This is a genomic window from Galbitalea sp. SE-J8 (genome assembly GCF_030345695.1).
Classification (GTDB): Bacteria; Actinomycetota; Actinomycetes; order Actinomycetales; family Microbacteriaceae; genus JAUASV01.
The window spans coordinates 1-22,501 of sequence record NZ_JAUASV010000032.1 but is presented as its reverse complement, the minus strand read 5'-3'; the positions used below and the strand labels follow the sequence as shown (position 1 = coordinate 22,501).

22 protein-coding genes, 1 tRNA gene and 1 rRNA gene are annotated in these 22,501 nt (G+C 73.1%); 21 read left to right on the top strand and 3 right to left on the bottom strand.

Annotation, left to right across the window (positions count from 1 at the left end; translation table 11 throughout):
- Position 1 precedes the first annotated feature (1 nt).
- The 18 genes from rrf (at position 2) to QT381_RS14935 (ending at position 18,319) form a co-directional block, all read left to right on the top strand.
- A 5S ribosomal RNA gene (gene rrf, locus QT381_RS15020) occupies positions 2-118 on the top strand.
- A gap of 604 nt (positions 119-722) precedes the next feature.
- Positions 723-1,646, top strand: coding sequence for a hypothetical protein (locus tag QT381_RS15015; RefSeq protein ID WP_289249845.1), 924 nt, complete (start codon positions 723-725; stop codon positions 1,644-1,646).
- On the top strand, positions 1,621-2,649 hold the full coding sequence (locus QT381_RS15010; protein WP_289249844.1) for an HAD-IIA family hydrolase: 1,029 nt from the start codon (positions 1,621-1,623) through the stop codon (positions 2,647-2,649). Before QT381_RS15015 ends, QT381_RS15010 begins: the two co-directional genes overlap by 26 nt.
- Positions 2,646-2,828 carry a hypothetical protein gene (locus tag QT381_RS15005; RefSeq protein WP_289249843.1) on the top strand — a complete coding sequence of 61 codons (183 nt, stop codon included), beginning with the start codon at positions 2,646-2,648 and terminating at the stop codon, positions 2,826-2,828. Before QT381_RS15010 ends, QT381_RS15005 begins: the two co-directional genes overlap by 4 nt.
- Positions 2,829-2,844: 16 nt before the next feature.
- A complete protein-coding gene (locus tag QT381_RS15000; RefSeq protein ID WP_289249842.1) occupies positions 2,845-3,642 on the top strand; it encodes a TlyA family RNA methyltransferase in 798 nt (265 codons plus the stop codon).
- Positions 3,643-3,667: 25 nt separating this feature from the next.
- A complete protein-coding gene (locus tag QT381_RS14995; RefSeq protein WP_289249841.1) occupies positions 3,668-4,594 on the top strand; it encodes an NAD kinase in 927 nt (308 codons plus the stop codon).
- Complete coding sequence (gene recN / locus QT381_RS14990; protein ID WP_289249840.1) at positions 4,591-6,291, top strand: DNA repair protein RecN; 1,701 nt, start codon at positions 4,591-4,593, stop codon at positions 6,289-6,291. Before QT381_RS14995 ends, recN begins: the two co-directional genes overlap by 4 nt.
- A 136-nt stretch (positions 6,292-6,427) precedes the next feature.
- Complete coding sequence (gene pyrG / locus QT381_RS14985; RefSeq protein ID WP_289249839.1) at positions 6,428-8,161, top strand: CTP synthase; 1,734 nt, start codon at positions 6,428-6,430, stop codon at positions 8,159-8,161.
- Positions 8,161-8,829, top strand: coding sequence for an NUDIX domain-containing protein (locus tag QT381_RS14980; protein WP_289249838.1), 669 nt, complete (start codon positions 8,161-8,163; stop codon positions 8,827-8,829). The genes pyrG and QT381_RS14980 overlap by 1 nt, the downstream gene beginning before the upstream one ends.
- Complete coding sequence (xerD, locus tag QT381_RS14975) at positions 8,826-9,767, top strand: site-specific tyrosine recombinase XerD (RefSeq protein WP_502877557.1); 942 nt, start codon at positions 8,826-8,828, stop codon at positions 9,765-9,767. Before QT381_RS14980 ends, xerD begins: the two co-directional genes overlap by 4 nt.
- Positions 9,768-10,632: 865 nt before the next feature.
- A complete protein-coding gene (locus QT381_RS14970; protein WP_289249837.1) occupies positions 10,633-11,517 on the top strand; it encodes a ParA family protein in 885 nt (294 codons plus the stop codon).
- A gap of 5 nt (positions 11,518-11,522) precedes the next feature.
- The gene (locus tag QT381_RS14965) at positions 11,523-12,374 is read left to right on the top strand and encodes a segregation and condensation protein A (protein WP_289249847.1); all 852 of its coding nucleotides are present in this window, start codon (positions 11,523-11,525) and stop codon (positions 12,372-12,374) included.
- Complete coding sequence (scpB, locus tag QT381_RS14960; RefSeq protein WP_502877554.1) at positions 12,364-12,969, top strand: SMC-Scp complex subunit ScpB; 606 nt, start codon at positions 12,364-12,366, stop codon at positions 12,967-12,969. Before QT381_RS14965 ends, scpB begins: the two co-directional genes overlap by 11 nt.
- Positions 12,956-13,726 carry a pseudouridine synthase gene (locus QT381_RS14955; RefSeq protein WP_289249835.1) on the top strand — a complete coding sequence of 257 codons (771 nt, stop codon included), beginning with the start codon at positions 12,956-12,958 and terminating at the stop codon, positions 13,724-13,726. Before scpB ends, QT381_RS14955 begins: the two co-directional genes overlap by 14 nt.
- Positions 13,716-14,885, top strand: a complete 1,170-nt coding sequence (locus QT381_RS14950; RefSeq protein ID WP_289249834.1) for a prephenate dehydrogenase — start codon at positions 13,716-13,718, stop codon at positions 14,883-14,885. Before QT381_RS14955 ends, QT381_RS14950 begins: the two co-directional genes overlap by 11 nt.
- On the top strand, positions 14,882-15,589 hold the full coding sequence (cmk, locus tag QT381_RS14945; protein WP_289249833.1) for a (d)CMP kinase: 708 nt from the start codon (positions 14,882-14,884) through the stop codon (positions 15,587-15,589). Before QT381_RS14950 ends, cmk begins: the two co-directional genes overlap by 4 nt.
- A 332-nt stretch (positions 15,590-15,921) precedes the next feature.
- A complete protein-coding gene (der, locus tag QT381_RS14940) occupies positions 15,922-17,433 on the top strand; it encodes a ribosome biogenesis GTPase Der (protein ID WP_289249832.1) in 1,512 nt (503 codons plus the stop codon).
- Between the two features lie 136 nt (positions 17,434-17,569).
- Positions 17,570-18,319: a DUF1295 domain-containing protein gene (locus tag QT381_RS14935; RefSeq protein WP_289249831.1), complete on the top strand. Its 750-nt coding sequence runs from the start codon at positions 17,570-17,572 to the stop codon at positions 18,317-18,319.
- 5 nt (positions 18,320-18,324) lie between these two features.
- On the opposite strand, the gene QT381_RS14930 is transcribed toward QT381_RS14935, so the two are convergent.
- On the bottom strand, positions 18,325-19,035 hold the full coding sequence (locus QT381_RS14930; protein ID WP_289249830.1) for a hypothetical protein: 711 nt from the start codon (positions 19,033-19,035) through the stop codon (positions 18,325-18,327).
- A gap of 81 nt (positions 19,036-19,116) precedes the next feature.
- Between QT381_RS14930 and QT381_RS14925 the strand changes: the two genes are divergently transcribed.
- Both QT381_RS14925 and QT381_RS14920 read left to right on the top strand, forming a co-directional pair.
- Positions 19,117-19,692, top strand: coding sequence for an MOSC domain-containing protein (locus tag QT381_RS14925; protein WP_289249829.1), 576 nt, complete (start codon positions 19,117-19,119; stop codon positions 19,690-19,692).
- A 17-nt stretch (positions 19,693-19,709) separates the two neighbouring features.
- Complete coding sequence (locus QT381_RS14920; protein WP_289249828.1) at positions 19,710-20,198, top strand: NUDIX domain-containing protein; 489 nt, start codon at positions 19,710-19,712, stop codon at positions 20,196-20,198.
- 98 nt (positions 20,199-20,296) lie between these two features.
- Here QT381_RS14920 and QT381_RS14915 read toward each other — a convergent pair whose 3' ends face one another.
- The gene (locus QT381_RS14915) at positions 20,297-21,514 is read right to left on the bottom strand and encodes a hypothetical protein (RefSeq protein ID WP_289249827.1); all 1,218 of its coding nucleotides are present in this window, start codon (positions 21,512-21,514) and stop codon (positions 20,297-20,299) included.
- A 202-nt stretch (positions 21,515-21,716) separates the two neighbouring features.
- Here QT381_RS14915 and QT381_RS14910 point away from each other — a divergent pair.
- Positions 21,717-21,790, top strand: a tRNA-Pro gene (locus QT381_RS14910).
- Between the two features lie 230 nt (positions 21,791-22,020).
- Here the strand turns inward: QT381_RS14910 and QT381_RS14905 are convergent.
- Positions 22,021-22,272 carry a tyrosine-type recombinase/integrase gene (locus QT381_RS14905; RefSeq protein ID WP_289249846.1) on the bottom strand — a complete coding sequence of 84 codons (252 nt, stop codon included), beginning with the start codon at positions 22,270-22,272 and terminating at the stop codon, positions 22,021-22,023.
- Positions 22,273-22,501 lie beyond the last annotated feature (229 nt).

Below are 22,501 nucleotides of genomic sequence, written 5' to 3'. Positions count from 1 at the left end.
TTTCGGCGGCCATAGCGAGAGGGAAACGCCCGGTCACATTCCGAACCCGGAAGCTAAGACTCTCTGCGCCGATGGTACTGCAAGGGCGACCTTGTGGGAGAGTAGGACACCGCCGGACTTCTTCACCGAAATGGCCACCCAGCTGGGTGGCCATTTCGTGTTTAACCACTGGTGCGCGGCGCGCACCCGAACAGTTCTTTCGAGGAGACCACGTGAGCGACGACAGGCAGCGCGGCGATCGCGACCGGGACGACCGGGACCGACGCGACGATCGTCGCGACGCGCGACCGCCTCGCGGCGACCGCACTCCGGGACGGGGCGCAGCCGGAGGCGACCGGAACGATCGACCGACGGGTGACCGCCCCTATCGTGGCGAGCGGTCGGGTGGTGACCGGTCGTTCCGCGGCGAGCGGTCGGGTGGTGACCGGCCTTACCGCGACCAGCGTCCCGGGGGCGATCGGCCGGCGGGGTCGGATCGTTCTGGAAGCGAGCGCCCGAGTCGAGACGATCGCCCGTCTCGCGGTGGCCGGCCGAGTGCTGGCCGCCCGGAACGGAGCGAGCGCACCGGGGGCGAGCGTCCGTACCGGGGTGACCGGGGTGGGCGCGACCGTACGTCCGACGGCCGCCCGTATCGCCCGAGCGGTGCCGGTGATCGGCCGTTCCGCGGCGACCGACCGCGGACTGATCGGCCGGCCACTGACCGGCCGCGTACCGACCGGCCGGTGTCTGATCGTCCGCGCGCGTATCGTCCGGGATTCGACCGGCCGCGCACGGAGCGCCCGCGCACCGAGCGACCGTATCGCTCCGACGCCGGGGGCCGGGATGGCGGGGACCGCCGGCCGTCGGACCGGTTCGACGAGGGCGAGGACCGCATCCGTCACGACGATCCGCCGATCGCGACGGGCGTGAACGCCCGGCAGCTCGACCGCGAGGCGCGTCAGGAGCTGCGCAGCCTCTCCGAGGAGAACGCCGAGTGGGTCGGGCAGCACCTCGTGATGGCCGGACGTCTCATCGACTCCGACCCGGAGCTCGCGCACAAGCACGCGCAGTCCGCTGTGCGCAAGGGCGGCCGGGTCGGCGTCGTGCGCGAGACGCTCGGGATCACCGCGTATGCGACGGGCGACTTCGCTCTCGCGCTGCGCGAGCTGCGCACCTATCGCCGGATCACCGGCCGCGACGACGAGTTGCCGCTCATGGTGGACAGCGAGCGCGGCATCGGGAGACCGGAGAAGGCGCTGGAGCTCGGCCGGTCCGTCGACCGCGCCGGCCTCGACACCGGCGTTCGCGTCGAGCTCGCCGTGGCGATGTCGGGCGCGCGCCTCGACCTCGGGCAGGCGGAGCTCGCGCTGCGCGAGCTCGAGATCCCCGAGCTGACGCCGGACACGGCGTTCCCCTACAGCGCCGGGCTGTTCGCGGCCTACGCCACCGTGCTCGAGGAGCTCGGCCGCGAGACCGAGGCCGCGGACTGGTGGCGTCGCGCCGACCTCGCGGCCGATGCGTTCGCCGACGACGACGTCGTCGAGGTGGAAGAGGAAGAGATCAGCGTCACGGATGCCGACGCGGCGGCCGAGGACGACGACGCCGACACGGCAACGCACCACGCCGAGGGGGAGGACGAGGATGGCGCTCGGCCGACGCAGGACTGACCCGGCGCCGATCGACGGCGTCGACACTATCCTCGCCGACCTCGACGGGGTGGTGTACACGGGTCCGGGCGCGATCCCGCACGCCGTCGAGGCGCTCGAGCGGGCCCGGGCGAGCGCGCGCGTCGGGTACATCACGAACAACGCGTCGCGCACCGACGCGACGGTCGCCGAGCACCTCACGGGTCTCGGTCTCACCGTGGTCCCGAGCGACGTCGTGACGAGCCCGCAGGCCGCGGTCCGGCTGCTCGCGGACCTCGTGCCCGCGGCATCCGTCATCCTCGTCGTCGGCGGCGACGGTCTCGTCGCGGAGGTCGAGAAGGCCGGCTTCCGCGTGACGCGGTCGGCGGATGACGCCCCCGCGGCCGTCGTGCAGGGCTTCGCCCCGCACGTGGGCTGGGAGCAGCTCGCCGAGGCGGCGTTCGCGCTGCAGGGCGAGCACGCCGAGCGTCCGTGGGTCGCCACGAACACCGACTGGACGATCCCCGTCGCGCGCGGCATCGCCCCCGGCAACGGCACCCTCGTCTCCGCCGTGCACACCGCGGTCGGGCGACTGCCGCGGGTGGCCGGCAAACCGGAGACGCCGATGTTCACGCTCGCGGTCGAGCGGTTCGGCGCGACCCACGCGCTCGTCGTGGGCGACCGGCTCGACACCGACATCCTCGGCGCGAACCGGGCCGGGCTGGCATCCGCTCACGTGCTCACGGGCGTCGATCGCGTGAAGCAGCTGCTCGCGGCGGTGCCCGACCAGCGGCCGACGTTCGTCCTCGAGCACCTCGGTCAGCTGTTCGAGCCGTATCCCGCCGCCGAGACCGCCGAGAGGCGCGACGTCGTGACGACGCGCGTCGCCGGCGCGGAGATCGAGCGCCGCGGCGACACCCTGACCGTGACGCGGGCGGGGGACCGGCGCATCGACCTCGTGCGGGCCGGCGCCGCGGCGATCTGGGGCAGCGGCATCCCGATCTACGGGCTGCGCGTGCCCGCCGAACTATATTCGGACGCATGACCGACGAGCACACGCCCGCCGCCGAGCTCGGGGAAGACGGCACCGAGGCGGGCACCGAGGAGCTGCTCTCGCAGCTCGGTCTGATCGAGGACCAGCCGCTCGACGCGCGCGCGCCGGCCTACGCGCAGCTGCACGACCAGCTCTCGGCGGCGCTCGACGGCGGCGAGTCCCGTCGCTGACCGCGGGGGCGAGCGGATGCCGACGACGCGACTCGACGCGGCTCTCGTCGCGCGCGGCCTCGCGCCATCGCGCACCCGCGCCGCGCGGCTCATCGCGGACGGCGAGGTCGCGGTCGCGGGACTGATCCGCGTGAAGGCGTCGACGCCCGTGACGGACGCGCACGAGATCTCCGTCGCGTCGGCGAACGCGTGGGTCGGGCGCGCGGCCCGCAAGCTCGACGCGGCGCTCGGCGCGTTCGCGGTCGACCCGCGCGGACGGCTCGCCCTCGACGTCGGCGCCTCGACGGGCGGGTTCACCCAGGTGCTGCTCGAGCGCGGCGCGCGGCGCGTGATCGCGCTCGACGTGGGCCACGACCAGCTCGTGTCCGCGCTGCGCGCAGACCCGCGCGTCGTCGTCGTCGAGGGCTTCAACGCGCGCGAGCTCGACGCCGCGTCCCTCGCGCGGGCCAGCGGGCTCGACGAGGTGCCGAGCCTCGCCGTCGTCGACGTCTCGTTCATCCCGCTCCGGCTCGTGCTGCCCGCGCTGCGCATGGCGATCGCGGCCGACGCGGACGTCATCGCGCTCGTGAAGCCGCAGTTCGAGGTCGGCCGCGGCGGCATCCGCGAGGGCGTCGTTCGCGATGCGGCGCTGCGCGCGGATGCCGTGCGCGGCGTGCTCGCGACCGCCGCGGCGATCGGGCTGCGCACCGCGGGCGTCCTCTCCTCCCCGATCGAGGGATCGGCCGGGAATCGGGAGGTGCTCGTGCATCTCAGCGCGGTGCGCGGGTCCGATCCGACAGAATGGGAGGCGCGGGTCATCGACTCGACGAGATGATCCGACCGACGGGGGGCCGAGCGCGATGGCAGCCGAGCGGCACTTCCTCGTCGTGTCCCACACCGGGCGGCAGGACTCCGTGGACGCCGCCGTCGCGGTCTGCCGTCAGCTCATCGACGCGGGCGTCGCGTGCGTCGTGCCGGAGTCGGAGCATGAGGACCTGCGCGCGGCATCCGGCGACCTGGAGTCCGTGCGGCTGCTCGGCGACCACGTCGAGGCGGGCGACATCGAGGCCGTCATCGTGCTCGGTGGCGACGGCACGATCCTGCGCGCCGCGGAGCTCGTGCGCGGCTGGGCGGCGCCGATCGTCGGGGTGAACCTCGGCCACGTCGGCTTCCTCGCGGAGAGCGAGCGCGAGGAGATCACGGGCACGGTCGCGCGGGTGCTCGCCCGCGACTACCTCGTCGAGGAGCGCATGACGCTCGCCGTGCGGGTCAAGCTCGACGCCGAGGTGGTGTACGAGAGCTGGGCGCTCAACGAGGCGACGATCGAGAAGGCGGCGCGCGAGCGGATGCTCGAGGTCGTCATGGAGATCGACGGTCGACCGTTGTCGTCGTTCGGCTGCGACGGCGTGATCGTGTCGAGCCCGACCGGGGCGACGGCGTACGCGTTCAGCGCCGGCGGACCCGTGGTGTGGCCGAGCGTCGAGGCGCTGCTCGCCGTGCCGCTCAGCGCCCACGCCCTGTTCAGCCGTCCGCTCGTCGTCGGCCCGGACTCCGCGATCGCGGTCGAGCTGCTCGACCGCACCCCGGGCACGGGAGTGCTGTGGTGCGACGGGCGCCGCATGTTCGAGCTGCCGCACGGCGCCCGGGTCGTCGTGCGACGCTCGCCGATCCCGGTGCGCCTCGCCCGCCTGTCGACCGGACCGTTCACCGACCGGCTCGTGCGCAAGTTCGCCCTGCCGGTGTCGGGCTGGCGCGGGCCGCTCGGCGAGGAGGTCGCTGCGTCGTGATCGATGAGATCTCCATCCGCGATCTGGGGGTCATCGGCTCGGCCCGCCTGCCGCTCGGCGCGGGGTTCACCGCGATCACGGGCGAGACCGGCGCGGGCAAGACCATGGTCGTGACCGCGCTCGGTCTGCTGCTCGGCGCGCGGGCGGACGCCGCGAGCGTGCGCTCGGGCAGCGACCGCGCCGTCGTCGAGGGGCGCTGGATCGTCGACCCATCAGGTGTCGTGGCGGAGCGCGTGCGCGACGCGGGCGGCGAGCTCGACGACGACGAGCTCATCGTGGGGCGCTCGATCTCGGCCGAGGGCCGCGGACGCGCCGTCGTCGGCGGACGCTCGACCCCGGTCGGCGTGCTCACCGAGATCGGCGAGCAGCTCGTCGTCGTGCACGGCCAGTCCGACCAGGTGCGGCTGCGCTCGGCGACCGCTCAGCGCGAGGCGCTCGACCGTTTCGCGGGCGCCGAGCTCGCGAGCGTGCTCGGCGACTACCGCGAGAACTACGGCCGCTGGCAGGCCGGGCAGGGCGAGCTCGACGTGCTCGTCGCGGAGCGGGATCGCCGCGCCCGCGAGGCCGAGGAGCTGCGCGAGGCGCTGGCCGAGATCGAGGCCGTCGCGCCCCTGCCCGGTGAGGACGTCGAGCTCGGCGAGCGCGCCGATCGGCTCAGCAACCTCGAGGCCCTGCGCGAGGCGGCCGTCAGCGCGCACGGGGCGCTGTCCAGCGAGTCGACCGACGAGGAGCGCGACGCGGTCGCCCTGCTCGATGCGGCGCGGCGCTCGCTCGAGCGCGTGGCGGGCTTCGACACCGCGCTCGCGCCGATCGCCGAGTCGATCGCCGCCGTCTCGTACGCCGCGACGGATGCCGCAGTGCAGCTCGCCGGCTACCTCGCCGGGCTCGACGGCGACAGCGGGCGGGAGCTCGACGCCGTGCAGGAGCGGCGCGCCGAGCTCGCCGCACTGACGCGCAAGTACGGCCCGACCATCGACGACGTCATCGCACAGCTGGAGACCGGGAGCGCGCGGCTGCTCGAGCTCGACGGGGACTCCGAGCGCATCGAGGCGCTCGGCGAGCAGGTGGCCGCGGACCGCGACCGGCTCATCGAGCTCGCGGAGCGGATCAGCGGCATCCGCGGTGCGCGCGCCGCCGAGCTGTCCCGGCTCGTCACCGCCGAGCTCGCCGATCTCGCGATGGCGAGCGCGGAGGTCACGGTCGAGGTGTCGGACCGCGCGGAGTACTCGACGAGCGGCAAGGACCAGGTGCAGTTCCTGCTGCGGCCGCACGCGGGCGCCGAGCCGCGTCCGGTCTCGCGCGGGGCGTCGGGCGGCGAGCTCTCGCGCGTCATGCTCGCGATCGAGGTCGTCATCGCGGCCACCGACCCGGTGCCGACGTTCGTGTTCGACGAGGTCGACGCGGGGGTCGGCGGCGCCGCGGCGATCGAGATCGGGCGGCGGCTCGCGCGCCTGAGCCGGTCCGCCCAGGTCATCGTCGTCACCCACCTCGCGCAGGTGGCCGCGTTCGCGACCAATCACCTGCGGGTGCTCAAGGACGACAGCGGCGCGGTCACCGCGTCGAGCGTGCGGCGGCTCGACGGCGAGGAGCGCGTGTCGGAGATGGCGCGGCTGCTGTCCGGGCTGCCCGATTCGGAGAGCGGGCTGGCGCACGCGCGCGAGCTCATCGAGACCGCCGCGACGATCGTCGCTGGTTGAGGAGTCCGCGAGCGTAGCAAGCTGACGTCTCGAAACCAGCTGGGCGCATCCTCCTCTGTTTCGGTCTCGTGAACGCTCGCCACGCGGGTCACGCGCGCCGGCCGGCCACCGCATCCGTGGGATACGATGGAACCCCGTGGTGGACAACTCCGGTGAGCACGTGACCAAGCACATCTTCGTGACGGGGGGTGTCGTCTCGAGCCTCGGAAAGGGCCTCACGGCCGCGAGTCTCGGCAATCTGCTCACCGCCCGCGGGCTCCGCGTCGTCATGCAGAAGCTCGACCCGTACCTCAACGTCGACCCGGGCACGATGAACCCGTTCCAGCACGGCGAGGTGTTCGTCACCGACGACGGCGCCGAGACCGACCTCGACATCGGCCACTACGAGCGCTTCCTCGACATCAACCTGAGCCAGGCCGCCAACGTCACGACCGGCCAGATCTACTCGAACGTCATCGCCAAGGAGCGCCGTGGCGAGTACCTCGGCGACACCGTGCAGGTCATCCCGCACATCACCGACGAGATCAAGCGACGGATGCGGCTGCAGGCCCAGCCGTCCCCTTCCGGCGAGCCCGCCCCCGACGTCATCATCACCGAGATCGGCGGCACGGTCGGCGACATCGAGTCGCAGCCGTTCATCGAGTCGGCGCGCCAGGTGCGCCACGAGCTCGGCCGCCAGAACGTGTTCTTCGTGCACGTGAGCCTCGTGCCGTACATGAACGCCTCGGGCGAGCAGAAGACGAAGCCCACCCAGCACTCCGTCGCTGCGCTGCGCTCGATCGGCATCCAGCCCGACGCTCTCGTGCTGCGCAGCGACCGGCCGGTGTCGGAGAGCAACAAGCGCAAGATCGCGCTCATGTGCGACGTCGACGAGGGCGCCGTCGTGAACGCGGTCGACGTGCCATCGATCTACGACATCCCGAAGATGCTCAACGACCAGGGGCTCGACGCGTACATCATCCGTCAGCTCGGCCTCGGCGCAGGCGAGGTGCAGTGGGCGGCGTGGGACCGACTGCTCGAGATCGTGCACGACCCCAAGTTCGAGGTCACGATCGGCCTGGTCGGCAAGTACATCGACCTGCCCGACGCCTACCTGAGCGTCACCGAGGCGCTCAAGGCCGGCGGCTTCGCGAACGCCGCCAAGGTGACCGTGAAGTGGATCCCGTCGGACAGCTGCGAGACGCCGGAGGGCGCCGCGAAGGCGCTCGCGGAGGTCGACGGCATCTGCGTGCCCGGCGGGTTCGGGGTGCGCGGCATCGAGGGCAAGCTCGGCGCGCTCCGCTTCGCGCGCGAGAATGGCATCCCGGCCCTCGGTCTGTGCCTGGGCCTGCAGTGCATGGTGATCGAGTACGCGCGCGACGTGGCCGGCCTGCCCGGCGCGTCGAGCAGCGAGTTCGACCCGGACACCGAGTTCCCGGTGATCGCGACGATGGCCGAGCAGGTCGACATCCTCGCGGGCGGCGACCTCGGCGGCACGATGCGCCTCGGTCTCTACGAGGCGCAGCTCGCGCCCGGCTCGATCGTCGCGGAGGCCTACGGATCGGAGACGATCGAGGAGCGCCACCGGCACCGCTACGAGGTCAACAACCGCTACACCGAGCGGATCGGCGCGGCCGGCCTCGTGTTCTCGGGCACGAATCCCGAGCACGGCCTCGTCGAGTTCGTCGAGCTGCCGCGCGAGGTGCACCCGTTCTACGTCGGCACCCAGGCGCACCCGGAGCTGCGCTCGCGGCCGAACCGGGCGCATCCGCTGTTCCGCGGCCTCGTCGCCGCCGCCCTCGAGCGCCAGCGCGCGTCGCGCCTGTTCGAGGTGCCGGAGCACGAGCAGGGCGTGACCGAGGACCTCGCGGCCGAGGTCGTGGACGCCTGATGACCACGGATGCCGCGGCCGCCCCGAGCGCCGACCCTGCCTCCGACGCGCCGATCGCGGACGAGCGGGCCGAGCCGACGGTCGTCTCGAGCGAGATCGGCTTCCACGGCAAGGTCTGGGACATCCGCCGCGACGTGATCGACTACGCCGGCACCCCGATCACCCGCGAGTACGTCGATCACACCGGCGCCGTCGCGGTGCTCGCGATCGACGACGAGGGCCGGGTGCCGGTGATCCAGCAGTACCGTCACCCGATCCGCTCGCGCGACTGGGAACTGCCGGCGGGCCTGCTCGACATCGAGGGCGAGGACCCGCTCGTCGCCGCGCAGCGCGAGCTCGCCGAGGAGGCCGACCTGGTCGCCGCCGAGTGGCACCTGCTCACCGAGTTCTTCACGAGCGTCGGGGGCAGCAACGAGGCGCTGCGGGTGTATCTCGCGCGCGGCGTGTCGGCGGCGCCCGAGGCGTTCGACCGTTACGACGAGGAACGCGACATCGAGCTGCGCTGGGTGCACCTCGACGAGCTCGTCGACGCCGTGCTCGCGCACCGCGTGCAGAACTCGATCCTCGCGATCGGCGCGCTGACCGCGGCCGCGGCCCGCGATCGCGACTGGGCGCCGTTGCAGCCGGCGGACACCCCGTGGACACGCCACCCCCGGTTCCGCGGCTGACGCCCGGCGCGTCGGGGCCGGCCGCGCGGACGGCGGCCGCGCCGACCGCGATCGAGCGGGCCGTCGACCGGTACCTGCGGCATGTCGCGATCGAGCGCGGGCTGAGCGCCAACACCGTCGCCGCCTACCGGCGCGACCTGGCGATGTACACCGCGCACGTCGCCGCGACCGGGGTGACGGATGCCGCCGCGATCGTCCCCGCGGACGTCACGGCGTTCGCCGTGGCCCGCGCAGGCCTCGCGCCGACGTCGCGGGCCCGCATCCTGTCGTCGGTGCGGGGATTCCACCGGTTCCTGCTCGAGGAGGGGCTCGTCGCCGTCGACGCGACCGCCGACATCGCTCCGCCGAAGCAGCCGAAGCGCCTGCCGAAGGCGCTCACCCACGACCAGGTCGACCGGCTGCTCGCGGCGACCGAGGGCGACGACCCGGTGCGGTTGCGCGATCGGGCGCTGCTCGAGCTGCTCTACGCGACGGGCGCGCGCATCTCGGAGGCGACCGGCCTGAGCGTCGACGACGTGCTCGACGCGCACGCCGTGCGGCTCACCGGCAAGGGCAACAAGCAGCGCATCGTGCCGCTCGGCAGCTACGCGCGCGCCGCGATCGAGGCCTACCTGGTGCGCGCCCGGCCGCTGTTCGCGGTCGCCGGCCGGGGCAGCGCCGCGCTCTTCCTCGGCGTGCGCGGCGCGCCGCTGTCGCGGCAGAGCGCCTGGCTCGTGCTGCGGGACACGGCCGCGCGGGCCCAGCTGCGCATCGACCACCTGTCGCCGCACAGCCTGCGGCACACGTTCGCGACGCACCTGCTCGAGGGCGGGGCGGACGTCCGCGTCGTGCAGGAACTGCTCGGCCACGCATCCGTCGCCACGACGCAGATCTACACGCTCGTCACGGCAGACACGCTGCGCGACATGTACGTGTCGGCGCACCCGCGCGCCCGCTGATCGCCCGCTGGTCGAGGAGCGCGGCCTCCGCCCGCTGGCCCCGTTGGTCGAGGAGCGCGGTCTCCGCCCGCTGGCCCCGTTGGTCGAGGAGCGCGCGACGGAGTCGCTCGCGTCTCGAGACCACGACTGTTCTGTTCGCCGTGGGTGTGGTCTCGAGATGCCGGCTCGCTGCCTTCGCCCGCTGGTCGAGGAGCGCGGTCTCCGCCCGCTGGTCGAGGAGCGCGCGACGGAGTCGCTCGCGTCTCGAGACCACGACTGTTCTGTTCGGCGTGGGTGTTGGCCTCGTGACGCCGGCTCGCTGCGTCCGCCCGCTGGTCGAGGAGCGCGGTCTCCGCCCGCTGGTCGAGGAGCGCGCGACGGAGTCGCTCGCGTCTCGAGACCACGACTGTTCTGTTCGGCGTGGGTGTGGTCTCGAGACGCCGGCTCGCTGCGCTCGCGGGCTCCTCGACCAGCGGGGCGCGGCGTGGGTGTTGGCCTCGTGACGCCGGCTCGCTGCGTCCGCCCGCTGGTCGAGGAGCGCGGTCTCCGTCCGCTGGTCGAGGAGCGCGGTCTCCGTCCGCTGGTCGAGGAGCGCGGTCTCCGCCCGCTGGTCGAGGAGCGCGCGACGGAGTCGCTCGCGTCTCGAGACCACGACTGTTCTGTTCGCCGTGGGTGTTGGTCTCGAGATGCCGGCTCGCTGCGCTCGCGGGCTCCTCGACCAGCGGACGGGCGCGGGCTCCTCGACCAGCGGGTGCGCGGGCTCCTCGACCAGCGGGCTCCCGACCGGCGGCGAGGAGTTGAACCTCAGGTTGAGGGTGAGGCGAGCCGCGGCGCGGGCGCGTTGCGCGCGGGGGCTCGCCGGAGCCTCGCCCGTACACTGAGAGCCATGACGGTCGAGCGCACGGATGCCACGCTGAGCGGGGTCGACGAGCTGCTGCTGGGCCCGACGGGACGCCCGCTCACGGCGTTCCCGGTGCCGAAGCCGCTCGCGAGCCACGGGCCCGCGCGCATCATCGCGCTCTGCAACCAGAAGGGCGGCGTCGGCAAGACGACGACGACGATCAGCCTCGGCGCGGCCCTCGCGGAGTACGGCCGCCGCGTGCTCGCCGTCGACTTCGATCCGCAGGGCGCGCTCTCGGCGGGCCTCGGCGTCGCGACGCACGACGGTGCCACGATCTACGACCTGCTGCTCGGGCGCGAGAAGGACACCGCATCCGTGATCCGCTCGACCGCCGTTGAGAACCTCGACGTCATCCCGGCGAACATCGACCTCTCGGCCGCCGAGGTGCACCTGATCAACGAGGTCGCCCGCGAGTCGATCCTCGCGCGCGTGCTCGCGAAGGTCGCCGACGACTACGACGTCATCCTCATCGACTGCCAGCCCTCGCTCGGCCTGCTCACCGTCAACGCGCTGACCGCCGCGCACGGCGTGCTCATCCCGCTCGAGTGCGAGTTCTTCGCGCTGCGTGGTGTGGCCCTGCTCATCGAGACGATCGACAAGGTGCGTGACCGGCTCAATCCGGCGATCACGCTCGACGGCATCCTCGCCACGATGTACGACGCCCGCACGCTGCACTCGCGCGAGGTGCTCGAGCGCGTCGTCGAGCAGTTCGGCGACGGCGTGCTCGAAACCGTGATCGGCCGCACCGTGAAGTTCCCGGACGCGTCGGTCGCGGGCACGCCGATCACCTCGTTCGCGCCCGAGCACCAGGCCGCCGAGGCCTACCGGCAGCTCGCCCGCGAACTCGTGGCGCGCGGCGCCGCGGCGTGAGCCCGGTGGCCGAGGTCGCCGGCCCGCTCACGCACCCCGGCGCGGATGACGAGGGCGCGGCATCCGGATTCTCGGTCAGCCTCGCGAACTTCTCCGGTCCCTTCGACCTGCTGCTCTCGCTCATCGCGAAGCGCGAGATGGACGTCACGGAGATCGCCCTGTCGGCAGTCACCGACGAGTTCATCGCCTATCTGCGTGCCCTCGAGGCCTCCGCCGAGCTCGACCCGAAGCGGCTCGACGAGGCGAGCGAGTTCCTCGTCGTCGCCGCGACGCTGCTCGACCTCAAGGTCGCGGGACTGCTGCCGCAGGGCGAGCTCGTCGACGCCGAGGACGTCGCGCTGCTCGAGGCCCGCGACCTGCTGTTCGCGCGCCTGCTGCAGTACCGCGCGTTCAAGCAGGCCGCCGCGTGGTTCGCGGATCGGCTGGACGCGGAGGGCTCGCGGCACGCGCGCACGGTGCGGCTCGAGGAGAAGTACCATTCGCGTACGCCGGAGCTCGTCTGGACGCTCTCGCTCGACGACTTCGCCGCGCTCGCGGCGCTCGCCCTCGCGCCGCGCGAGATCCCCACCGTCGGCCTCGACCACCTGCACGCGCCGCTCGTCAGCATCCGCGAGCAGGCCGCGCACGTCGTGGCGCTGCTGCGCAGCGCGCCGTCGCTGACCTTCCGCGAGCTGGTCGCCGGGGCCGACGTGAAGGGCGTCGTCGTCGCGCGGTTCATCGCCGTGCTCGAGCTCTACCGGCACGCGGCGATCGCGTTCGAGCAGCTCGAGCCGCTCGGCGAGCTCACGCTGCGCTGGACCGCCGAGTCGTGGAGCGACGAGGCGCTGGCTAACCTGGGCGCTGACTATGACGGATGAGATGACCACCCCCCAGCCCGAGGTCGCGACGGTCGACATCGAGCGCGCGCTCGAGGCGATCCTCATGATCGCCGACGAGCCGCAGTCGCTCGTCTCCCTCGCGACCGCGCTGCACGCGCCCGTGCCGGCCGTGCGGCAGTCGATCGAGCGGCTCGTCGCGGACTACGACGGCGAGGCGTCCGGGGAGGGGCGCGGCGGCATCCGTCGCGGTTTCGAGCTGCGGGAGGTCGGCGGCGGCTGGCGCATCTACGTGCGCGCCGAGTACGACTCGGTCGTGCAGGACGTCGTGTCGACGCAGAACCCGAGCCGGCTGAGCCAGGCGGCGCTCGAGACGCTCGCCGTCATCGCCTACAAGCAGCCGATCTCGCGCGGGCAGATCGCGGCGATCCGCGCCGTCAACGTCGACTCGGTCGTGCGCACGCTACTCGGCCGCGGGCTCATCACGGAGGCGTTCAGCGACCCGGAGACGGGCGCGATTAACTACGAGACGACCGACCTCACGCTCACCCAGCTCGGCATCAACTCGATCGACGACCTGCCGAAGATCTCGCCCCTGCTCGACGACGGCTCGGCCGGGTTCGATGAGCAGCACTGACCCGGGCGCCGGCCGCACCGAGGGCGAGAGACTCCAGAAGGTGATGGCCGCCGCCGGCGTGGCGTCGCGGCGCGCGAGCGAGATCCTCATCGGGCAGGGCCGCGTCGCCGTCAACGGCGCGATCGTGACCGAGCCCGGCCGCCGCATCCTCCCCGACGACCGGGTGGCGGTGGACGGCGTGGCGGTGCAGACGGACACCTCGAAGCGCTACGTCATGCTCAACAAGCCCGTCGGCGTCGTGAGCACGATGAGCGACGAGAAGGGCCGGCCCGACCTGCGCGGCTACGTCGCCGACTACGAGGAGCGGCTGTACAACGTCGGCCGCCTGGATGCCGAGACGAGCGGGCTGCTCGTGCTCACGAACGACGGCGACCTCGCGCACGTGCTCGCGCATCCGTCGTTCGGGGTGTCGAAGACCTACATCGCGAAGGTGCGCGGCGAGGTCACGGCGCAGACCGTGCAGCGGCTCAAGCGGGGTGTCGAGCTCGACGACGGCCCGATCGCCGCCGACCGCGCACGCGTGCTCGGCGAGCCGTCGCGCGGCGCGACGATGGTCGAGATCACACTGCACTCGGGACGCAACCGCATCGTGCGGCGGATGCTCGACGCCGTCGGGCACCCCGTGCTCGAGCTCGTGCGGCGGCAGTTCGGTCCGCTCGCGCTCGGCACGCTCGCCTCGGGCGCGACGCGCGAGCTCACCCGGGAGGAGCGCGGCGCGCTGCTCACGATCGCACGGGAGGCGCACGATGGCCGATAGGCGACTGCCCGGCACGCAAGCACCCGGCACGCGAGCACCCGGCACGCCAGCGCCCGGCACGCGAGCGCCCGGCACGCGCGTGCGCGGGCCGGTGCGGATCGTCGGCGCGGGCCTGCTCGGCGCGAGCATCGGCCTGCGACTGACCGAGCTCGGCGTCGACGTCGCCCTCGACGACGCCTCGCCCACGACGCTGCGCCTCGCGATCGACTACGGCGCCGGGCGCGCCACCGCGCCCGGCGACCAGTACCAGCTCGTCGTCGTCGCCGTGCCGCCGGACGTCACGGCGGCGACCGTCGCGGCCGAGCTCGCGGCGCACCCCGAGGCGATGGTGACGGATGTCGCGAGTGTCAAGTCCCGCCCGCTCGCCGAGCTGCGCGCGCTCGGCGCCGACGTCGGCCGCTACCTCGGCTCGCACCCGATGGCCGGACGCGAGCGCGGGGGAGCGGTCTCGGCGCGGGCCGACCTGTTCGTCGGGCGCCCGTGGGTGCTCGCCGGGCACGACGGGGTCGACTACCGCGCCGCCGCCGCCGTCGAGCAGCTCGCCCTCGACCTCGGCGCCGTGCCGGTCGAGATGGACGTGGCATCGCACGACGCATCCGTCGCCCTCGTCTCGCACGTGCCGCAGGTCGTCGCATCGCTGCTCGCCGCCCGGCTCGAGGGGGCGAGCGACGCCGCGGTCGCCCTCGCCGGGCAGGGGCTGCGCGACACGACGCGCATCGCCGCGAGCGCGCCCGAGCTCTGGGTGCAGATCCTCGCCGCGAACGCGGAGCCGGTGGCATCCGTGCTCCGGGCGCTGCGGGACGATCTCGACGCGGTCATCACGGCGGTCGACGACCCGGAGGCGCGCGGCGCCCGCCGGGTGCTCGCGGAGGCGATCGCGCAGGGCAACGCGGGCGTCGCCCGCATCCCGGGCAAGCACGGCGGCACGAGCACGCGCTTCGCGAGCGTCATCGTGCTCGTCGACGACCGCCCGGGGGAGCTCGCCCGGCTGCTCACGCAGATCGGCGAGTTCGGCATCAACATGGAGGACCTCCGCCTCGAGCACGCCCCCGGGCGTCAGGTCGGCCTCGCGGAGATCGCGGTGCTGCCCGAGGTGGAGCGCGACCTCGTCGACCGGCTGGTCGAGCGGGGCTGGCGGATCGCAGGAGAATCACGATGACCCCTCGACAGGCTCAGGGAGCGACGGTGATCGTCGCCGTGGATGGACCCGCGGGCAGCGGCAAGTCGAGCGTGTCGAGGGCCGCGGCGCGCGCGCTCGGCTTCGGCTACCTGGACACGGGTGCGGCGTACCGCGCGCTGAGCTGGTCGGTGCTCGACCGCGGCATCGACCCGGAGGACGCGGATGCCGTCGTCGCCGGGCTCCCCGGCTTCGACTACGCGATCGGCACCGATCCGGACGATTACTTCGTGCGGGTCGGCCGGTCGGCCGGCGGCGCCGCGGATGTGACGGGAGCGATCCGCGAGCCGCGCGTCACGGCCGTGGTGAGCGCGATCGCGCGGGTTCCCGCCGTGCGCGCCCACCTCGTCGACCTGTTCCGCTCGATCGCCGCGGCGACCGATCGACCCGGCGTCGTCATCGAGGGGCGCGACATCACGACCGTCGTCGCGCCGGATGCGCCGGTGCGGATACTGCTCACCGCATCCGAAGCGGTTAGAATGGCCCGGCGCTCGGCGGAGGTGACCACCCAGTCCGCGCGGGACACGGCCGCGGCCCTCGCCAAGCGGGATGCGGCCGACGCGAAGGTCGTGGACTTCATGAACGCGGCCGAGGGCGTGACGACCCTCGACTCCACCGATCTGACCTTCGACGAGACCGTCGCGGCGGTCGTCGACCTGGTGCGCGCGGCCTCCTCCGCGGGTTGAGGAGCCCGCGAGCGAAGCGCCTCCGCGGGTTGAGGAGCCCGCGAGCGAAGCGCCTCCGCGGGTTGAGGAGCCCGCGAGCGAAGCGCCTCCGCGGGTTGAGGAGCCCGCGAGCGAAGCGCCTCCGCTGGTTGAGGAGCCCGCGAGCGGAGCGCCTCCGCGGGTTGAGGAGCCCGCGAGCGGAGCGCCTCCGCTGGTTGAGGAGCCCGCGAGCGGAGCGAGCAGGCGTCTCGAAACCGGCACCCGACGTCAGCGCTCGTCCTCGCTGCGCTCGGGCACTCCTCGACCAGCGAACCCGTCGAAACCATCCCCTACCCACCAGAATGAGACCCACCATGACTGACGAGCACGACGACTTCCCCGAGTACGACGCCGCGCTCGGCGAGCGGCTGAACACGCTCGACGAGGCGGAGGCCGACCAGCGCGCCGCGTCGCTGCGGGCGGGCCTCGGCGACTACGAGCTCGACGAGGAGGACCTCGGCCTGCTCGGCGCCGTCGGCGCCTACGGCGAGGGCGTCACGGTCGCACCCGCACTGCCCGTGCTCGCGATCGTCGGCCGGCCGAACGTCGGCAAGTCCGCGCTCGTCAACCGCATCCTGGGCCGCCGCGAGGCCGTCGTCGAGGACGTGCCGGGCGTCACGCGTGACCGCGTCAACTACCAGGCCGAGTGGGCCGGCCGCCGCTTCACGCTCGTCGACACCGGCGGCTGGGAGCCCGACGCGAAGGGCATCGACGCGTCCGTGGCGGCGCAGGCCGAGGTCGCGATCGACCTCGCCGACGCCGTGCTGTTCGTCGTCGACGCGACCGTCGGCGCGACGAGCACCGACGAGCGCGTCGTGCGCCTGCTGCGCGGTGCCGGCAAGCCGGTGCTGCTGCTCGCCAACAAGGTCGACAGCGAGCGTCAGGAGTCGGATGCCGCCGCGCTCTGGTCGCTCGGCCTCGGTCAACCCTGGCCCACGTCCGCCGTGCACGGCCGCGGTGTCGCCGACATGCTCGACGAGGCGATGCGCGTGCTGCCGACCGAGTCGGCCGTGGGCCGTGAGGAGGTCGGCGGACCGCGTCGTGTCGCGATCCTCGGCCGCCCGAACGTCGGCAAGTCGAGCCTGCTCAACAAGACGGCGGGGGAGGAGCGAGTCGTCGTCAACGAGCTCGCGGGCACCACGCGCGATCCGGTCGACGAGCTCGTGGAACTCAAGGGCGTGTGGTGGCGTCTCGTCGACACCGCCGGCATCCGTCGTCGCGTGCACATGTCGCAGGGCGCCGATTTCTACGCCTCGCTGCGTACGACCGCCGCGCTCGAGCGCGCCGAGGTCGCCGTCGTCGTGCTCGACGTGACCGAGCCGATCAGCGTGCAGGACATCAAGATCATCGAGCTCGTGCTCGAGTCGGGCCGCGCGCTCGTGCTCGCGTTCAACAAGTGGGATCTGCTCGACGACTACCGCCGCGAGATGCTCGAGCGCGAGATCGAGCGCGACCTGGCGCACGTCGCGTGGGCGCCGCGGGTCAACATCTCTGCGAAGACCGGCCGTCACCTCGAGAAGCTCGTGCCCGCGCTCGAGACCGCCCTCGAGTCGTGGGACACCCGCATCCCGACCGGCAAGTTCAACGCCCTCATCGCCGAGCTCGTCGCCGAGCACCCGCACCCGGTGCGCGGCGGCAAGCAGCCGCGCATCCTGTTCGGCACGCAGGCCTCGACCCGTCCGCCGACGTTCGTGCTGTTCACGAGCGCGTTCCTCGACCCGCAGTACCGGCGGTTCATCCAGCGCCGGCTGCGCGAGGTGTTCGGCTTCGAGGGCTCGCCGATCGTGATGAACATGCGCGTGCGGGAGCGCCGCAAGCGCGCGTAGCCTCGCCTCGCCTCGGCCCGCCTCGCCTCGGCCCCCGGTGTGAGGACGTTGTGCGCGCGTGAGGACGGTCCGGACCGTCCTCACACGCGCACGCCGTCCTCACGCGCGATTCGCGGGCGCGGGATAGCGTTGCGCCATGACGGGCGGATGGTACGCGGCGCTCGTCGCGCTGCAGTTCGTGCTCGCGGCGGCCACGCTCGTCGCCCTGCGCTGGATCGTCGCGCCCTACGGGCGGCACGCGCGTGGCGGATGGGGGCCGACCATCCCGGCGCGCGTGGGCTGGATCGTCATGGAGGCGCCGGCATCCGTGCTGTTCATCGTGTTCTTCCTGCTCGGCGACCATCGCGGACAGCCCGTGCCGATCGTGCTGCTCGCCCTGTGGCAACTGCACTACGTGAACCGCGCGTTCGTGACGCCGCTGCTCACGCGCAGCAGCGCGCGGATGCCGGTGCTCGTCGCGGCGCTCGCGATCACGTTCAACACGCTCAACGCCTGGATCAACGCCCGCTGGGTCTCGCAGCTGGGCGACTACCCGCTGCACTGGCTCGCGGACCCGCGCTTCGTCGTCGGCGTTGTCGTGATGCTCGCGGGCCTCGCGATCAACGTGCACTCGGATGCGGTGCTGCGCGCGCTGCGGCGCGAGCACGACGGCTACGCGGTGCCGCGGCGCGGCGCGTTCCGCTGGATCTCGAGCCCGAACTACGCGGGGGAGATCGTCGAGTGGTGCGGCTGGGCGCTGCTGACCTGGTCCCCGGCCGGCCTCGCCTTCGCGGTCTACACGATCGCGAACCTCGCCCCGCGGGCGATCGCGAACCACCGCTGGTACCGCGAGACGTTCCCCGACTACCCGCCGGAGCGCCGCGCCCTCATCCCGGGACTGCTGTAGGGGGCTCAGCGCAGGGCGTCGAGCAGCGCTCGCTTCGACATGCGCGTGTAGCCGGGGATCGCCTTCTCCCGCGCGAGCGCCCGCAGGCGCACCACGGTCCAGGATTCGTCGGGCTCGGCGGTGAGCGGCACGTCATCCGTGATCGCCGCGTCGGCGACGAGCGAGAAGGTCTCCGGCGCGACGGGCGAGAGCACCTCGCCGATCGGCGGCAGCTGCGCGTCGGGCCCGGTCTCCGGGACGACGGATGCCGCGGGCGGCATTGCCTCCGCGGTCTCGTCCTGCTTCGGGGCCGTCTCGGCGTTCGTCTCGCTCTTCCTGTCCGCGTGCTTCGCGGCCTTCTTGGCCCTCCCGCTCTTCTCGTCGTTCTTCTTCTCGCTCTTCTTCCGAGAGCCCTTCGCGGCGTCCTTCGCGGCGTCCTTCGCGGCGTCCTTCTCGGAAGCGTGCGCCCTCGCAGCGGCCTTGGCGTCGGCCTTCGCCGCGACGCGCTCGGCCAGGGCGCGCTCGGCATCCGTGGCGATCCGCTCGGCCCGCTCGGCCGCGGCACGGGCCGCATCGAGCGCCGCCTGCCGGGCGTCGGCGCGCTTGAGCGCCTTCCTCGCGTCGGCGCGCGCGTCCTTGAGCGCGGCCTTCGCCTTCGTGCGGGCGGCATCCGCCTTCGTCGCGGCCTTCCGCGCGCGCTCGGCGGTCTCGGTCAGCGCATCCGTCTTCTTCCCCATGCTGCGGAGGCTAGCCGGGAAAGGATAACGCGTGCGTCCGAGCCGCGGATCGCGCATCGAACCCCCACCTAGACTGGCGCCATGGCCTCCGTTCTCGCCGCCTGCATCGTCTCCTCACTGCGACCGGATGCGGGCACCGTCGGTGTCACCGCGATCGACAAGCGACCCGTCGAGGGCGAGATCAAGGTCGGCACGTACGGGCTGTACGCCGACGTGCAGGCGGACCGCAAGCACCACGGCGGCATCGACCAGGCCGTCTACGTCTACGGCCAGGACGACGCCGAGTTCTGGGCCGCCGAGCTCGGACGGCAGATCCCGCCCGGCTGGTTCGGCGAGAACCTGCGCGTCGAGGGCGTCGACCCGCAGGACGTGCGCGTCGGCGAGCGCTGGCGCGTCGGCACGGTCGAGCTCGAGGCGACCTACGCGCGGGAGCCCTGCCAGACCTTCGCCCGCTGGGTCGCCTCCTCGACGGACGCGGCGGATGAGCGGGGCTGGGTCAAGCGGTTCTGGGCCGCGGGCCGGTTCGGCGCCTACTTCCGCGTGCTCACCCCCGGCCGGCTCGCCGCCGGCGACGCGATCGAGGTGCTGCACCGGCCGAGCGACGGGACGGCGATCCGCGACACCCTGGCGAGCCCGGTGCGGCTCTCCGGCGTCTGAGGCGTCGCATGTCGTCGATGCCGGAGCCCGGCCCGCCTCCGCTGCCCCCGGGGCACGTGCGCGACCCCGGGGACGCCTGGGTCGAGGGTCCGGACGGGCAGCGCTTCTGGGGACGCTTCGGCGCTGCGGGCCTGCTCGTGCACATCGACGGAGCCGTGCTGCTGCAGCACCGCGTCAGCTGGAGCCACTTCGGCGGCACCTGGGGGCTGCCGGGCGGCGCGCGGCGTCAGGGCGAGACCGCGCGCGAGGGCGCGCTGCGCGAGGCGGCGGAGGAGGCGGGCGTGCCGGCATCCGTGCTCGAGGCGGAGTTCGAGCAGGTGCTCGACCTCGGCTTCTGGTCGTACACGACGGTCGTCGCGCGCGCTCGGTCGTGGTTCGAGCCGGTGGTCGGCGACGCGGAGAGCGTGGCGCTGCGCTGGGTGCCGTTCCCGGACGTCGCCGGCCTGCCGCTGCATCCGGGCTTCGGCGCCGCGTGGCCCGGACTGCGGGGGCGGATCGAGAGCTGAGCCGGACCGGCAGCCGAGGCGGGGTGAGACATCGCGGCGCAGGAGAAACGACGCCGTGGTCGACCGGCGCGCGGCGCGCGGTGCTGAACCCTCGCAGCTCAGTGCGCGTCGCCGAGCCAGAGGTGCACGGATGCGTCGGCCGATTCCGTCAGCAGCGCGAGCCGGTCGCCGATCACGGCGAGGGCGAGCGGATGCCCGGCCGGGCCGGCGGCGGTGGTGAACCGGTCGAGGTGGTCGGCATCCGCGAGCTCGAGCGCCGTCGCGTCGCCGTCGGGCGCGGCGATGGCGATCCGGTCGCCCCAGACGACCGGTGCGGGCACGGTCGCGTCGCCGACGTCGGCCGGCGGCAGGTCGAGCGGGTGCGCCGATCCGCCGGTGAGGGTCCAGCCGAGCAGGGCGCCGCCGCCGGTGCCGACGACGACGCACGTGCCGTCGGCGCACGTCGCCGCGTCGGCGATGGACCGCGCGCCGTCGGCCGGCAGGTCGACGCGCCGCCACGTGCCGCCGGGGGAGCCGACCCAGACCGCCGCACCGATGCGCACGGTGCCCCCGCCGAGGTGCTGCGCGTAGCCGGTGATGAGCAGCCGGTCGCCGTCGCCGGTCGCGCCGCTCGCGAACGGGAGCACCCCGGGCGTCGCGGCGAGCGCCGTGCCGGCGGAGGGCTGCTCGACCCACTCGTCGCCGTCGTGCAACCAGATCGCGAGGTCGAGTCCCGGACCATGGTTGTCGCGCCCGCCGACGATCACGGGACGCCCACCCGCGACCGCCATGCCCGCGACCCCGCCGTTGCGCCACCCGCCGAACACCTCGATGCCGGGGGCGGGCTGCTCGGTGATCCCATCGAGCCCGCCGGCCCAGGTGGTCCAGCGCGGATTCCCATGCCCGCCGCCGGACCGCCCGCCCAGCGCGTACAGCGTGGTGCCGTCGGCGACGAGCGTCGTCCAGAGGGAGATCGCGCCGTAGAAGCTGACCGGGTGGACCGGGATGGGGCGGAGGGTCTCGGCATTCGTGCTGGTGCTGGTGCTGGTGCTGGTGCCGTCTCGGTTGCTCCCGCCGCCCCGGTTGCTCTCGCCGTCTCGGTCGCTGTCCCCGCGGTCTGCGCTGGAACTCACGAGCAGCGCGGGACTCTCGCCGGTATTGCCGCCCACGACGAGACGCCCGCCCACAGCGACGAGCCGCGACGCAACGAAGCCCTCGGGAAGGGCCACCTCGTGCCAGGACACCCGCGGCGGAGTGCTCGGCGCGCATCCGCAGAGCGTCGCGAGCACGAGCAGCACGCTCGCCGCCGCCGTCCCGGCTAGCCTGATGCGCCTCACGGAATCAGGCTAGCGGCGGCGCCGATGATCCCCGACGGATGCGGTGCGTGCGCGACGCGGACGGGACCGCGGGCGGCGCGGCGTACGGTAGGCTGTAGCGGTTGCCCGAGAGGGCACGGTCGCGGGCTGTGGCGCAGCTTGGTAGCGCACTTCACTGGGGGTCAAGGGCACTAGCCATCGGCAACAACAAAAAATTGAACAACGGGATGTGGCGCAGCTTGGTAGCGCACTTGACTGGGGGTCAAGGGGCCGCAGGTTCAAATCCTGTCATCCCGACGAAAAGCCCAGGTGAGAAGCGGTTTTCTCGCCTGGGCTTCGTCTCTTCCGGGCCCCCGGCGTTCTGGTCCCCAAAAGTCATGGTTACTTGGATCGGCGCCCTGTCTCCCTGACCCTCTCGTCGCAAGGGGGACCAGACGTGGACCATTTCTCGCGGAAGTAGGGGGCCCAACCCGGGCATGCTCGTGCGCCGGCCCGCGATGAGCGGCCCGGCGGCACGTCGTCTCTGATCACATCCCGGGTGCCCGCGTTGGCTTGGTCTCCCTTCGCGCTGGCTTGGACAGGAAGGCGTTCGCCTGGCGTGCGGCATCGAGCAGGTGTCGCGTGTCCGGGTGGAGGTAGAGCCTGGTTGTCTCGATGGACCGGTGGCCCAGGATCTGCTGGAGTACATGCAGCGGCACGCCCGAGTCTGCGAGCCAGGTTGCTCCGGTGTGCCGGAGGCCGTGTCGCTTGAGGTTCGGCAAGCCGAGTTCGACGACCAGGCTGTCCCAGTGGGTCGCTCGCCGGATCGAGGCGGTCGTGAGGACGCCGCCCTTCGGGCCGCGCAGCAGGGGCTCCTCCGGCGCCCGTCGGTCGGTCAGGGTGAGTCAGTAGTGCCCCTTAACGTGGTGTAGTTCGCGGTGGCCGGTCTCGTCGTAGACGTGGGCGCGGTCACCGTGTAGTCCCTTCGAGGAATCTCCTACAACCCACTCGAAAGGCATCTTCACGATG